General features: G+C 46.6%; 10 protein-coding genes and 2 pseudogenes. 8 read left to right on the forward strand and 4 right to left on the reverse strand.

What is annotated here, in order from left to right:
- Window positions 1–10 precede the first annotated feature (10 nt).
- Window positions 11–3,826, reverse strand: coding sequence for a hydantoinase B/oxoprolinase family protein (locus H6H02_RS17810; RefSeq protein WP_190820161.1), 3,816 nt, complete (start codon window positions 3,824–3,826; stop codon window positions 11–13).
- Between the two features lie 240 nt (window positions 3,827–4,066).
- On the opposite strand from H6H02_RS17810, the gene H6H02_RS17815 reads away from it, so the two are divergent.
- Window positions 4,067–4,999: a ribonuclease D gene (locus tag H6H02_RS17815; protein ID WP_190820164.1), complete on the forward strand. Its 933-nt coding sequence runs from the start codon at window positions 4,067–4,069 to the stop codon at window positions 4,997–4,999.
- Window positions 5,000–5,101: 102 nt separating this feature from the next.
- A complete protein-coding gene (locus H6H02_RS17820; protein ID WP_190820166.1) occupies window positions 5,102–7,084 on the forward strand; it encodes an alpha-amylase family glycosyl hydrolase in 1,983 nt (660 codons plus the stop codon).
- Between the two features lie 292 nt (window positions 7,085–7,376).
- Here H6H02_RS17820 and H6H02_RS17825 read toward each other — a convergent pair whose 3' ends face one another.
- Both H6H02_RS17825 and H6H02_RS17830 read right to left on the reverse strand, forming a co-directional pair.
- The gene (locus H6H02_RS17825) at window positions 7,377–8,216 is read right to left on the reverse strand and encodes a M28 family peptidase (RefSeq protein ID WP_190820167.1); all 840 of its coding nucleotides are present in this window, start codon (window positions 8,214–8,216) and stop codon (window positions 7,377–7,379) included.
- A 33-nt stretch (window positions 8,217–8,249) separates the two neighbouring features.
- Window positions 8,250–8,447 (reverse strand): annotated as a pseudogene (locus H6H02_RS17830) (DUF4351 domain-containing protein).
- Window positions 8,448–8,555: 108 nt separating this feature from the next.
- Here H6H02_RS17830 and H6H02_RS17835 point away from each other — a divergent pair.
- The 6 genes from H6H02_RS17835 to H6H02_RS17860 all read left to right on the forward strand — a co-directional run bounded on the left by H6H02_RS17835 (window position 8,556) and on the right by H6H02_RS17860 (window position 13,728).
- Window positions 8,556–9,497, forward strand: coding sequence for a DUF5996 family protein (locus H6H02_RS17835; RefSeq protein ID WP_190820171.1), 942 nt, complete (start codon window positions 8,556–8,558; stop codon window positions 9,495–9,497).
- A 261-nt stretch (window positions 9,498–9,758) separates the two neighbouring features.
- Entirely contained in the window at window positions 9,759–9,992 is a 234-nt protein-coding gene (locus H6H02_RS17840; protein WP_242040759.1) for a hypothetical protein, read from the forward strand.
- Between the two features lie 109 nt (window positions 9,993–10,101).
- Complete coding sequence (locus H6H02_RS17845; RefSeq protein ID WP_206757295.1) at window positions 10,102–10,338, forward strand: hypothetical protein; 237 nt, start codon at window positions 10,102–10,104, stop codon at window positions 10,336–10,338.
- A gap of 157 nt (window positions 10,339–10,495) precedes the next feature.
- A complete protein-coding gene (locus H6H02_RS17850; protein WP_190820174.1) occupies window positions 10,496–11,326 on the forward strand; it encodes an alpha/beta hydrolase in 831 nt (276 codons plus the stop codon).
- Window positions 11,327–11,586: 260 nt separating this feature from the next.
- Window positions 11,587–13,038, forward strand: a complete 1,452-nt coding sequence (xylB, locus tag H6H02_RS17855) for a xylulokinase (RefSeq protein WP_190820176.1) — start codon at window positions 11,587–11,589, stop codon at window positions 13,036–13,038.
- A gap of 306 nt (window positions 13,039–13,344) precedes the next feature.
- Window positions 13,345–13,728, forward strand: a complete 384-nt coding sequence (locus tag H6H02_RS17860) for an IS630 transposase-related protein (protein WP_347342628.1) — start codon at window positions 13,345–13,347, stop codon at window positions 13,726–13,728.
- Here H6H02_RS17860 and H6H02_RS17865 read toward each other — a convergent pair.
- A pseudogene (locus H6H02_RS17865) lies at window positions 13,704–13,789 on the reverse strand (IS1 family transposase); the annotation flags it as partial. The gene H6H02_RS17860 and the pseudogene H6H02_RS17865 overlap by 25 nt on opposite strands.

Raw genomic sequence — 13,789 nt, forward strand, 5'->3', positions numbered from 1 at the left:
TAATTATAAGTTACAGATTTTTGGCAATTCCATAACCTCCACCTCCAGGTGTCTCAATAACAAACAAATCATCGGGCTGCATTTCTACAACCCCTGTACTTCCTAATTCCTCTACACTTTCATCACTACGCTGCACATAATTTTTCCCGACTGCACCCGCTTCACCACCGTGCAAACCAAAGGGAGAAATGACACGACGACTTGATAAAATTCCAGCAGTCATGGGTTCAAGAAAACGCAGGCGACGGATAACACCATTCCCTCCATGATGATGCCCATTCCCACCGCTATTGGGACGAATCGCAAAACTTTCTAAAAGGATAGGAAATCGCCACTCCAATACTTCTGGATCGGTGAGACGGGAGTTTGTCATGTGAGTTTGTACGGCGTCGGTGCCGTCGAAGTCAGCGCCAGCACCGGAACCACCGCAGATAGTTTCGTAGTATTGATAGCGATCGCTTCCAAAGGTGAAATTATTCATCGTTCCTTGGGAAGCTGCCATCACCCCCAGCGCCCCATACAAAGCATCGGTAATGTTTTGCGAAGTCTCTACATTTCCCGCCACAACAGCAGCAGGATAACGCGGGTTTAACATACACCCTTCGGGAATAATAATTTCCAAAGGTTTGAGACAACCCGCATTGAGGGGAATATTGTCATTCACTAAAGTGCGGAAGACATACAATACTGCTGCCTTGCACACGGCTGCCGGTGCATTTAAATTGGTTGGTTGCTGAGGAGAAGTGCCGGTAAAATCTATTTTGGCGCTGCGAGTCGATTTGTTGATGGTGATGGTAACTGCGATCGCGCTGCCATTATCCAGAGGACAGGTGAAACTGCCATCTTTGAGAACTTCGATAATCCGACGTACCGACTCTTCCGCATTGTCCTGTACAAAGCCCATATACGCTTGCACAGTCTCTAAACCATAATGCTCCATCATTTTGTGGAGTTCTTGCACACCGCGTTCGTTCGCCGCAATTTGTGCTTGCAAATCTGCAATATTTTTACTAGGATTTCGGGCTGGGTAAGGGCTAGATGCAAGCAGTTCCAGCAATTCTTTTTCTCGAAAATGTCCCCGTCCTAGTTGGAAATTATCAAGTAGCACTCCTTCTTGTTCTACTGTGGTGCTGTTTGGAGGCATGGAACCTGGGGTAATCCCGCCGATATCTGCATGATGTCCCCGCGAGGCGACGTAGAAGAGGGGAAGCGTGGGAGGGGAGGTTGTAGAGACGGGATTTATCGCGTCTGGAGAGGAAGCAAATACAGGGGTAATTACAGTGATATCGGGTAGGTGCGTGCCGCCGTTGTAGGGATTATTTGAGGCAAAGACATCTCCGGGTTGGATAGTGTCGCCATAAGCGTCAATTAAACTTTTGACGCTTTCACTCATGGAACCCAGATGTACGGGAATATGGGGGGCGTTGGCGACTAGCTGCCCATGTTGGTCAAAAATTGCACAGGAGAAATCTAAGCGTTCTTTGATGTTGACTGAGGAACTGGTATTTTGCAGAGTGATACCCATTTGTTCAGCGATCGCGCGAAACAAATTATTGAAAATCTCCAGCATCACCGGATCGGGACGATTGAGGATTCTAGATTCTGGATTTTGGATTGAAGATTGTAAATCTGCCGAACGCTGCAAAATCAGATGATTGCGATCGCTTAGCTGTGCTTGCCAACCGGGTTCAATGACATTCGTACCCGTCGCATCGGCAACGATCGCAGGGCTAGAAATACAGTCTCCGGGTTGCAAATCCTCTCGCTTATACACTGGCGTCTCGTACCACCGATCCGCTGTATACATCTGTACCGTTGCCACCGGCGAGGGAAGTTCATCGCTGCGACGGTTGATCGTTGGTTCTTCCAGAACATCCGTTTTCACCACCACCTCAATCGAAACCGCCTCAACAATTAGCGCCTTTTCCTCCACAATAAAACCGTAACGCTGCCGATGCGCCTCCTCAAACCGCGCCCTCATCGCCGCAACATCCCCAAAATTCACCACCAGCGCCGAATCTGTCCCCTCATACCGTAAATGCACCTTCCGAACTATCTGAACCTCCTCCTCTTCCTTCGCGTTCTTCGCGTCTTTGCGGTTTAATTCTTCCTCTCCCTCTGTTGCCAACTCCGCCAAGATCCCATCTATCGTCGATAGCAATTCCTCACTCAGAGGTGCCTCCACCGCCCGTTCCCGCAGCACCCGCATATCTGCCAAACCCATACCATAAGCTGATAACACGCCAGCGTAGGGATGCAGAAACACCTGCTTCATCCCCAACGCATCAGCAATCAAACAAGCGTGTTGTCCCCCTGCGCCACCAAAGCAGCACAAAGTATATTCCGAAACGTCATAACCGCGCTGGAGGGAGATTTTTTTAATCGCACTTGCCATTTTTTCAACTGCGATCGCGAGAAATCCAGCCGCCACCTGTTCCGGCGTCCGATTGTCGCCAATTTCTGCCGCCAGTTGACTAAACTTTTGCCGCACTACTTCTGCATTCAGCGGCAAATCTCCGTTCGATCCAAACAATTTCGGGAAAAACTCCGGTTGCAACTTGCCCACCATCACATTGCAATCCGTCACAGTCAGCGAACCGCCTTTTCCATAGGCAGCAGGCCCCGGATTCGCCCCCGCTGATTCGGGTCCCACGCGATACCTCGCCCCATCAAAAAAGAGAATCGAACCGCCACCAGCAGCAACCGTATGAATTGCCATCATCGGCGTCCGCAGCCGCACTCCGGCAACTTCCGTTTCAAAGGTGCGTTCGTATTCGCCGTTATAGTGGGCGACATCCGTAGAAGTCCCGCCCATATCAAAGCTGATAATTTTGTTGAATCCCGCCATCAAGCTTGTCTGTACCGCGCCGACAATGCCCCCAGCCGGACCAGATAAAATACTGTCTTTCCCTTGAAACTGTTGGGCATCGGTAAGTCCACCATTGGACTGCATGAACTGTAGGGACGGGCAAACCCCACTATCAATACTGTTAGGGTCGGGCAGACCTAACCCCCGACCCCCTTCCCTACCAGGGAAGGGGGAAAAGCCCCTCTCCTTGTAGGAGAGGGGTTGGGGAGAGGTTAACCCAGATATATTGTCTCCGACCGTACCACCCAAATGACTGGCAACTCGATCTACATAACGCCGCAAAATAGGCGATAAATAAGCATCAACAACGGTAGTATCGCCGCGACTCACCAACTTCATCAACGGGCTAACTTCGTGCGATACCGAGACTTGAGTGAATCCAATTTTCCGCGCTGCATCTGCTACTTGTTTCTCGTGTTCGGGATAGCGATAGCCATGCATAAAGACAATGGCACAGGAGCGAATCCCGTCGTCGTATGCTGCTTGTAGAGATGCGATATATCCGGTTTCTACCGGGATTAATTCTTCGCCTTGGGCGCTGTAGCGTTCCTCGACCTCAATCACTCGCTCGTAGAGCATCTCTGGCAATACAATGTGACGGGCGAAGATATCGGGGCGATTTTGGTAGCCGATGCGAAGGGCATCTCGAAATCCCTGAGTAATGACCAGAAGAGTGCGATCGCCCTTGCGTTCCAGTAGCGCATTCGTCGCCACAGTCGTTCCCATCTTGACAACTGCAATCTGTTCCGATGGAATAGGTGCATCTGCCGCAATTCCCAAAATGTCCCGAATTCCCTGTATTGGTGCGTCAGCATACCGTTCTGGATTCTCCGACAGCAGCTTATGAATCACCAGTTGTCCATCGGGACGCCGCGCCACAATATCCGTAAACGTACCACCCCGATCGATCCAGAATTGCCAGCGGTTATTTACGTGGGAAGGTTGATTGGATTGCATAATAAAAATAATCGCGCGATGTTGATGATAAAATCTTTCTAATTAATTTTTATTATAAATACCGTTGCTAGTTTGTCCGGTTTTAGTTTAAAAATGTCTAAATCATCTTAATAAATATATTTTTTGTATAAAAGTGCTTTTTTATAACAGAATTTACAGGTATTAATTTCTATAAATCTGGAGTTTGAACCAAAGAATATTCTTATTGAAATTTTGTTTACAGAAAGGATGTTTTAGAGAATGCTTTACCTTAGCGAAACAGAGAAAGCTAAAGTTCTGATTGATGAATATTCAAAACGCCAGCTTCTGTACTTAGATACAGAGGTTGCTGATTATAATACTCGTAAGCCAAAACTATCTTTAATTCAAATACTAGATGACTTTACCGATGTAAGCGGAGATAGCGTTTGCATCTTAGATGTTTTGGAAAATCCTAAAATTGCAGAAATTTTTATTAAAGAAATCATGGTCAATCCTGCAATTGAAAAGGTCTTCCACAATTCCAGCTATGACCTGAAATTATTAGGGAAAACTAAAGCGAAAAATGTAAGTTGCACATTGGAAATTGCCAAATCAATCCCTTACTATTTATTGCCAGTGCCAAATTTACAATTGAGAACTCTGGCAGAAAACCTGTGCTATTTTCCCAATATAGACAAAACCGAACAAAGCAGTGACTGGGGACAGCGACCGCTGACAGAAAGCCAGCTACAGTATGCAAAAATGGACCCAATTTATCTGGCTCACGTGCATCAGCGACTGTTGGAATTAACTCAATTGAGTAGTCCAGATCCAGAACAAGAAAATGTAACAGCCCTATCCCAACGCTATCGAGAAATTGAGCAGCAATGGAAGCTACTGGATACCGAAATTGACCATATCCAAAATAGGCTCAAAGCTGCAATGCAGGCACAGGAACTATCAGAAACGAAATATTTCCAATTATCCAGTTATGAGCGAACTACAAAAAAAATTCCGTTTAACCAGTTGGCAAGAATGGCGGAAATTCATGGGATTGATTTAGAATTTCCGGTAACGCTCACCCAAAATCTTCAGAAGGAATTGGGTGACTTGATTGCGGAACTGCCGGTAGAAGAAGAGAAAAGTACTAGCTGGCGGCTGACTCCCAAAGATCCAACCGAGGAAGAAGAGAATGACGATGTTCCATTTTAGAAAAATCTGGTAGTAAAATTCTACTCTTCTATCCGGAATTGGATGCTACTCTTCTGTTTAAAACTTCAGTAACTTACCTTTGCGATTCAGAGTGTTTCTATTATGATTCCCGATCTATTAACCCGCAAGCAGACACATTTCGTTTTGTGGCGTCCAGGAAATATTCAACCCTCTCCAACGCTTTACATCGGCTACTTCGCTGGAGATAATCCAAGCTCATTTGAAAATTTTCAAGAATTTGACTTAATCCAATCAACAGATTTTCCAGAACTTTGGGAAATACCAGCAGAAAACTGCAATTTAACAGACGGAGAGGTCTATTTCTACTGGTTTAAAGTCCGCGACACTGACGCCTACACCAACACGCATCGAATTCTCTACTGCACCGATCCTACCGCTTACACGGTGGATCGGCGTTTCTCTGCACCGAAAGTCCTTTCAGAAGAGGGTATATCCGACTTTGATCCAGCCAGCGTCATCCTCTACCGAGATAAAATGCTGGTTCCGTGCGATCCGAAGGGACAAACGGCGGACTGGGTCGGAGATACGATAGAAAGCATACAACCTAATAATCGGTTAGTGATTTACGAGTTACCCACTCGCTGGACTCGAATCCGTTCAACTGGGGGAATTCAAGAAGGAAGCGGGACTTTTCGAGACGTAACTTCTCTATTTGTGGAAGAAGCGATCGCGCCTACTTTTTCTACAGTCCGCGCTTTACAAAACCGCGCTCATCTGGTGGAATTAGGTGTCAATGCTTTGGAACTTTTACCGCCCTCTGATAGCGATCAAACAGATAATTGGGGCTACGGTACGGCTAATTATTTTGCAGCCGATTATGACTTAGGTCGCCCCGCTGGTCAAGAAGCACCCACTGCTTCCACCGATTTAATCAATCTCATCAAAGTTTGTCATCAACACGGCGTGCGCTTTTTTGTTGATGCCGTAATGGCTTTCTCTTACAACAATCCTTACCGCAACGTTAATTATCTAGAATTTTACATCAAGTTTAATAGCGGCGATCCAGAACAAGGAAATCGGGACGGATTTGGCGGTGATTTGTTTAAGTATAACTATTGGGTAGAAGGGTATCATCCGCTTGCAGGTACGCGATCGCGTTTTGTTCCTGCCCGCGAATACATGAAAGCCTACATCGCTCACTGGATGACATATTATCGAGTGGATGGATTGCGCCTCGATAGCGTCAACAATATTGGCAATTATGACTTTTTGCAGGAATTCAAAGATTATGCGCGATCGCTTTGGCAGGAACGGGAAGGAAGCGGCGATAAATTTCTCGTAGTCGGTGAAGAATTAAGCGTACCTCTAGCTTTAGTTTCACAGAATCGTCTCGATGGACTGTGGAACGAAAAGTTTAAGCATATTATCCGTAGCGTCATTCTAGGACAAAATTCTTCTGATGAGCCTAGCTTTGAATGGAGCGTCCGCAAACTCATTGACTGTCGTAATTTAGGGTTTGCAGATGGTTCTCAAGCGGTTAATTATCTGACTTCCCATGATGTGGGAGGCTTTGGCAACGAACGTCTCTACAGCTACCTAAATAACAATCAAGTTTTTGATGCAGAAAAGCGCATCAAGCTAGCATTTGTTTGTTTGCTCACTGCTGTTGGAATTCCGATGATTCTGGCAGGAGATGAATTTGCCGATCAGAATGATTTACCAACCTCAGATGATGATAAAAAACAGGTCGATCCGGTTAATTACAGCCGTCTAACTGATGATTGGCGACAACGTATTTTTAACTATGTTGCCCGATTAGTAAAGTTTCGGACTACTTCTAATGCCTTAGCCGTTAACGACACTCATTTTCTCCATGCAGACTTCAATGAAGGCAAGCGAGTCCTAGTCTGGAAGCGAGGCAAAGACGAGCAGTTAGTGATTGTGGTGGCGAATTTCTCTGAGTATGGGACTCCTCCCGGTTCTGAATATAAAATACCGAATTGGCCTGCAACTCCGGCAGGTAAACAGTGGAAAGAAATCACGCAAGATCGCATGGTTCCAGTTGAATGGGTAGGGAGAGAAGGTATCTTCCCTTGGGAAGCGAAGGTGTACGAGCTAGTTTAAAGCAATTCACCTTTAAATAGGGACACAGCACTGCCGTGTCCCTACGGGTTTCTCAACATCAATACACACTATTTTCTGCTAGATTTGCTGGTAGCTAATTAACTTTTGTCGCAGCGTGGCGTAGTCAGAATGATAGCGCTCGACTGAATTTCTAGTAGTTAATCCCGATTTCAAATTAGTTTACCAACCGCTTGAGAATGACTTAGCGTTTTTGCATTTTCCTATAGTTTTTCTTCTGCTCAGATGGGCATCTAATTAGAAGTGTGGAGAATTAGTTTTGTCCAAATTACCATTACAAACGGCGAATACCAGAAGCTAAACCATGACAGACGCCGGTAAGAAAGTCCAAATCCAGGGTTTCTATGGTGTCGCTCGGCTGATGGTAGTGTGGATTCCGCATAAATGCCGTATCTGTCACCATCATGGCTTTATAACCCAGATCCCAGAAGGGCGAATGATCGCTCAGTCGCGTTGAGCGGACCATTAAACCTTTATTCGGCACCGGCAACCATTCGCTTGGAACTCCAACTTTACGAATGTTGCGACTCAGGTGAATTAAATCAGGAATAGTCGGTAAATTGCCAATCAAAGCAATGTAATCACCCCGATTTGGGTAAAAACGTTCTAATCCAGCGGGATAGCGTTGCGAACCTAGGGCGGAATTGCAATATCCCAGCATTTCTAAGGAAAGCATCAAGCGAAGGGATTGTCCTTGTTGCTTCAAATCAGAGGCATATTGCTGACTCCCCAGCATCCCGTATTCTTCCATATCAAAAGCAACCAATCGCATCGGGTATTTTACGGGTTCTGCTGCGAAAATTCTCGCCAATTCCAATAGCGCGGCGACACCCGTGGCATTATCATCTGCTCCTGGGGTTCCGGGTGCAGCGTCATAATGTGCGCCAATAAGAATCGGTGGCTTCTGATTATTTGTAGCCGCCGGTAGATTCAGAATGAGATTCTGATGGTTTTGACCGCGAATGCTGAACTCGTGGGTTTCTACCGTTCCCCATTGTTGCAGTTGTTCGCGGATGTAGTGCTGGACGTAGAAATGCCCGGAACTGGCGAGATAGGGGTCGCGATCGCGTACTATCTGGGTGAGATGCGATCGCAAGTTTTCTTTTAAATCCAATTGTCTATTGCTCCTAAGTTTCTAACCAAGCGCTCAATTCATTTTTAAATCATTTACAGAGGAGAAATCCAACAGCGCCTCGCCTAACTCTTCTCACTGGGGAATGAATAATTGCTGAATTTTAGTTTGTAGTTCGGGAGCGATCGCGCCAGACCGACGGGTAAGCTGATGCATAATCAATGCTACCCTTTCTCGTTGCCGTCCTTTTTGCAGGGTATTTTGATAAATCACCGATTCTCGGATAATTTCCTCTCTAAACAGTTGGCTAATCAAATTTTTTTCAAAGGCTGATACTGTTTATAGTATCTACTGCCGATCCTGAGCATGGAGATTCATCTCATGACGACTTCCGCTCACCGCTCATCGAACGCTGTTTGGCTCCCTTTGTCCCTCTCAGCTTGGCAAGATACCTATCAAACGCTGCATTTGTGGACACAAATTATTGGTAAAATCCGGTTAGCATTAGCCCCGAAAATCAACCATTGGTGGCACTCGACGCTGTATGTCACCACCCCTGGACTTACCACTGGCCCAATTCCTAACGGTACACGCAGCTTTCAAATCACCTTTGATTTTCTCGATCAACAACTCAAAATCGAGACAAGCGAAGGTACAACCAAAAGTCTGGCACTTGCTCCTCGCTCGGTGGCTGATTTTTATCAGGAAGTGATGAACACCCTGAAGGATCTCGGTATCGAAGTGCAAATCTGGACAATGCCCCAAGAAATTGCCGATGCGATCCCATTTGAGCAAGACCATCAACATCATGCTTACAATCCGGAATCTGCTCAACGCTTCTGGCAAATTCTGGTACAAGCCAATCGCATCATGACCGTATTTCGCTCCCACTATATCGGAAAGTGCAGCCCTGTCCATTTCTTTTGGGGCAGTTTTGATCTGGCTGTGACTCGCTTTTCTGGACGAAGGGCACCCGAACATCCAGGGGGTGTACCCAACATGGCAGATTGGGTAACGCGAGAGGCTTATTCCCATGAAGTCAGCAGTTGTGGTTTTTGGTTTGGGGGTGGTTCAACAGAAGCGTTATTTTATGCTTACGCCTACCCAACACCAGACGGATTCAAGGATTATCCAATTCAACCAGAGTCTGCATTCTATAGCCCGGAGCTGCAAGAATTTGTCCTGCCCTATGAGGCGGTGCGACAAGCAGACGATCCAGATACAGCCGTGCTGCAATTTCTACAAAGCACTTATGAGGCAGGGGCGAATTTGGGAGATTGGGAGCGAGCTGCGTTGGAAGATATTCCAGTCACGAGTGAATAAAGCGAGTCTGCGATCGCTTCTATTCGTATATGGGATGACATCATCTCCGCTTTATTCATTCAGTGCCACTTCATAGAGAGTTTGTATCACCAGGCGATCTAATCACTTACAAGAGAAGAAATCCAACAGCGCCTCGCCAAATCTTCTAACTGGAGAGCAGACGGACGAGTAACTCGGCACAGGCTGGAACATCCTGGCGATTGCCTTTTTTGAATCGCAGTAATTTAGGCTTTGTACTTGCAACTTTGTAGGAGCGCCCAGATGCACGCCCCTACATTCGCATTGCTAGCTTACGCTGAGTTGATTGAGCCTGAGCTTGCAGAATACATCAGGGATAACGCGGCATTTCCCAATACGGTTGTAGACAGGATTGTGCCTCAAGAGCAAGACTCCGACTATAACTACCCCAGCCGACTGTTGCAGGTGCGCGATCGCGCACCCATTGTAACCGAACCATTTTGGCAGTTTGTCGTGGAAGACAGCTTCACCAAATAAATGAACAGCAATACCAACACAGACTCAACAATCAAGCTGAATGAAGCATCCTTGTCCCGTTTACCTGGAAACGTTCACATACCCAAGTACGATCGCCATCAAATTACTAATGGATTTGTGCATATTGGGGTTAGTGGATTTCATCGATCGCACCAAGCGCTCTATCTCGATGATTATTTCCATCAGCATCCTGAGTAGTGACTGGGGAATCTGTGGTGTTGGATTGCTGGACAGTGACTATGACAGGCGAATGCGGGATGCGCTTCAATCCCAAGATTGTTTGTATACTTTAGTTGAGCAATCGCAAGAAGGCGATCGCGCTCGCATCATCGGTTCGATCGGTTAAGCGGTGATTTTTAGCTTTATAGCTGTTGGCAGTTTCATTAAAACATAGACTATACAGTAGTAGTCTCCCCGCAACCTGTTATAGCAAAACCTTACAGTTATGACTTCCGCTAGAAAGTGATGCAAGCAATTGAAATCGATAGTCTCAAGAAAAGCCTGTGTCAGTAATTCAGGTCAACGGCATTGATTTGTACTACAACATTCAAGGTTCCAGCGAAAACGAGCCATTACTGCTGATAGCGGGGTTTGACAGTGACAGTTCAACTTGGGCTGCAATGATGCGATCGCTAGTTAAGCAGTATCAGGTGATTCGCTTTGATAACCGAGGAGTTGGGCAAAGTGAAGCGCCAGACAGTCCTTACAGCATCAAACAAATGGCGGCTGATGCAGCCGCGCTGTTGGATTACTTGAGCATTTCTCAAGTCCATGTGGCAGGTCATTCAATGGGTGGACAGATTGCTCAAGAACTGGCTTTGGCATATCCCGAAAGAATCCAAAGTTTGATACTTCTCTCATCTTGGGCAAGGGGAGATGAAAAGTTTAATTCACTCATCAAATTGTTTGGCGACTTGACACAGAAATTAGAGGGAACGCTTTATCAGAGGGTTCTCTTGCCTTGGCTGTTTACCGATGCGTTTTACTCGATTCCAGGGGTAATGGAACAACTCATCACCTGGATTGAGAATCAACCATTTGCGCCGACACCTCATGGACTATATCACCAAAGCCGAGCTATTCTTGGCAGTGATACCAGCGATCGCCTTGCAAACATTCATTGCCCTACACTCGTTATGGTTGGCAAAGAAGACCTTCTTACTCCGGTCAGATTTTCGGAGCAACTAGCTCAAGGTATACCCAATGCTGAACTAGCTATCCTCGAGCAAGGTGGTCACGCCTTTGTGGTAGAGTCGGCGGATACTGTAGCGAAGGTCATGCTTGATTTTCTGGCGAAGCATAGACAACGCATCCTACAATCCCCACAGGAATAACTACTGCCCAGTTGCTTGAAGCCGATGGTGCCCAAGTAGTCTATCTGCCCCCTATTCGCCTGAGTTCAACCGCATAGAGAAATGCTCGGCTTGGTTGAAAAGTCGAATTCGCAAACAGCTACACCACTCCCATACTTTGCGCGATGCGACGGAAACGGAAGCCGTTCTTAAGACAGTGTCCTAATCTCTATGGCGACGGCTATATTTGGCAACAAATCTAATTTTGAATTCTTAACTTTTAAGTATTTGAGGATCACCTAATGTTGCTTGGCATAGATTTAGGAACAGGCTCTGCTAAGGCATTGCTCCTAGCGACAGACGGAACCGCTATAGGTGAAGCATCAAGCTCTTATCCTGTTCATGCACCCCACCCTGGATGGGCTGAGTCGGAACCAGAAGATTGGTGGTTAGCTGTTGCCTCTGCTGTGAGGAAGGCTGTAGGAAATAACGCCGATCGAGTACAGGCGATCGCACTTTCAGGGCAAATGCACGGTGTTGTCCTAGCTTCGGAGTCGGGTCAGCCTCTGCGTCCTGCTATCCTGTGGGCAGATACTCGCTCTAGTGCCACGCTGAACATTTATCATTCGCTCGATGCCGCTATTCTAGAGCGCTTGGGCAACCCGGTTACGGCTGGAATGGCGGGCCCGACTTTGTTGTGGCTACGAGAACACGAGGCTACTGTCTACACCGAAGCGCGTTGGGCACTCCAGCCAAAAGATTGGCTGCGGTTACGGATGACTGGAGAAGTCGCAACCGAACCATCAGATGCTAGTGGTACTTTGCTTTACGATCTTGTGTCGGACAACTGGGCAAGGGAAGCCATCTGGGCGCTGAATCTACGTAGTGATTGGTTACCAAAAATTATCCCCTCTAGTGCGATCGCCGGCTACCTCACAACTATTGCTTCAGAGCATCTTGGCTTAAGAGTTGGCTTACCTGTTATCGCTGGTGCTGCCGATACCGCAGCGGCAGCGCTTGGTAACGGACTACTAGAGCCTGGTTTGGTTCAACTAACCATCGGCACAGGCGCTCAAATCATTACACCTCGATCGCAACCAATTATCGATCCTCATGGTCGTACCCATCTCTATCGAACCGCCGTACCTAACCAGTGGTACAGCCTTGCAGCAATGCAAAATGCCGGGTTAGCGCTTGAGTGGGTGCGAGGTATCCTCGGCTTGAGCTGGCAGGAAGTCTATACTAAAGCGTTTTCTGTTCCCCCAGGATGTGAAGGGTTGACATTTTTGCCATACCTCACAGGTGAGCGAACTCCACACCTTGACCCCTATGTACGCGGGGCATGGGTAGGGCTGGGACTTCATCACACACAGGCGCACCTGATGCGGGCAGCTTTAGAGGGAGTTGCTTTTGCCTTGCGACAAGGTTTTGAGGCACTGGAGGCAACAGGTTTTAAAGCGACAGAAATGCGTTTAGCAGGCGGTGGAACGGCAGAAATGCCTTGGAAACAATTACTGACTGATGTATTGAGAATACCCCTCTATGCAACTACAGTTGCTGCTGCTTCCGCGCGGGGTGCTGCTCTACTGGCGGGTATAGGAATTGGCATATACGCAGATGCTAATGACACGAAAAAACTGGCAGCCGCACCAACGCTTGCTGCAACTCCCCAATCACTTGATTGGGTTCTAGAAGAGGCTTTCATGCGATATCAATCCCTTTATCCACGACTTAAAAACTCTGAAAAAAGTTAATATGCCTCACGAGGGAAGTATTAGAAGGTATTTACAAATTAATTCTTAAGGTACGACTGTTTAATATCAGTCAAATGAAAGAAATGAATTTACTAACAGAATAGGTAGAGATTAGATGAATATAGTAAGTGGAATAAACCTTCCCAAATCAGCCGACGCCTCTGATTTATACATACAGTGCAATGAAGCTGCATCTATAAACTACCAGGAAGATGACAAAAAAGTTGTCTTAACTCAGGGGGGTATAGCATTACACAGATGTGTTAGGACGTTATTCTAGGGATAGAAGAAGACTTAGGAGTTACCATACCTGCTCCTTACAGCTATGACCTGCGCCAAAAAGCAATCGAAGCGGTTAAACGAGGAGAACGCAAAACAAACGTAGCGAAGATGTTTAACATCAGTCGTAATACTCTAGACCTATGGCTCAAGAGGGAAACACAAACGGGAGATTGTCAAGCCATCACCCACTTTCAAAGAGGCTGTCGGCATAAAATTACTGATTGGGAACGCTTTCGAGCGTTTGCTCAACAGTATGGAGGCAAGACCCAGAAGCAGATGGCGCAGCTGTGGGGCGATAATGTGACGCAGCAAAATATTAGTCATGCTCTAGACAAGATTGGTTTGACCCGTAAAAAAAAACGGGTAGTGCTGAATAGTAATGGTCACGAACGAAGAGAGGCATTGTAATGATGCACAAAGTACCAAATTGCCCCAATATGATTGCTCAATTTTTTAGAGAACGATAACG

Source organism: Coleofasciculus sp. FACHB-1120, assembly GCF_014698845.1.
Taxonomy (GTDB): Bacteria; Cyanobacteriota; Cyanobacteriia; order Cyanobacteriales; family FACHB-T130; genus FACHB-T130.

What these genes read in the sequence shown, in the direction of transcription:
- H6H02_RS17810 (WP_190820161.1), bottom strand. Translation starts at nt 3,826, where the DNA reads ATGCAATCCAATCAACCTTCCCACGTAAATAACCGCTGGCAATTCTGG.
- H6H02_RS17815 (WP_190820164.1), top strand. Translation starts at nt 4,067, where the DNA reads ATGCTTTACCTTAGCGAAACAGAGAAAGCTAAAGTTCTGATTGATGAA.
- H6H02_RS17820 (WP_190820166.1), top strand. Translation starts at nt 5,102, where the DNA reads ATGATTCCCGATCTATTAACCCGCAAGCAGACACATTTCGTTTTGTGG.
- H6H02_RS17835 (WP_190820171.1), top strand. Translation starts at nt 8,556, where the DNA reads ATGACGACTTCCGCTCACCGCTCATCGAACGCTGTTTGGCTCCCTTTG.
- H6H02_RS17840 (WP_242040759.1), top strand. Translation starts at nt 9,759, where the DNA reads ATGCACGCCCCTACATTCGCATTGCTAGCTTACGCTGAGTTGATTGAG.
- H6H02_RS17845 (WP_206757295.1), top strand. Translation starts at nt 10,102, where the DNA reads ATGGATTTGTGCATATTGGGGTTAGTGGATTTCATCGATCGCACCAAG.
- xylB (WP_190820176.1), top strand. Translation starts at nt 11,587, where the DNA reads ATGTTGCTTGGCATAGATTTAGGAACAGGCTCTGCTAAGGCATTGCTC.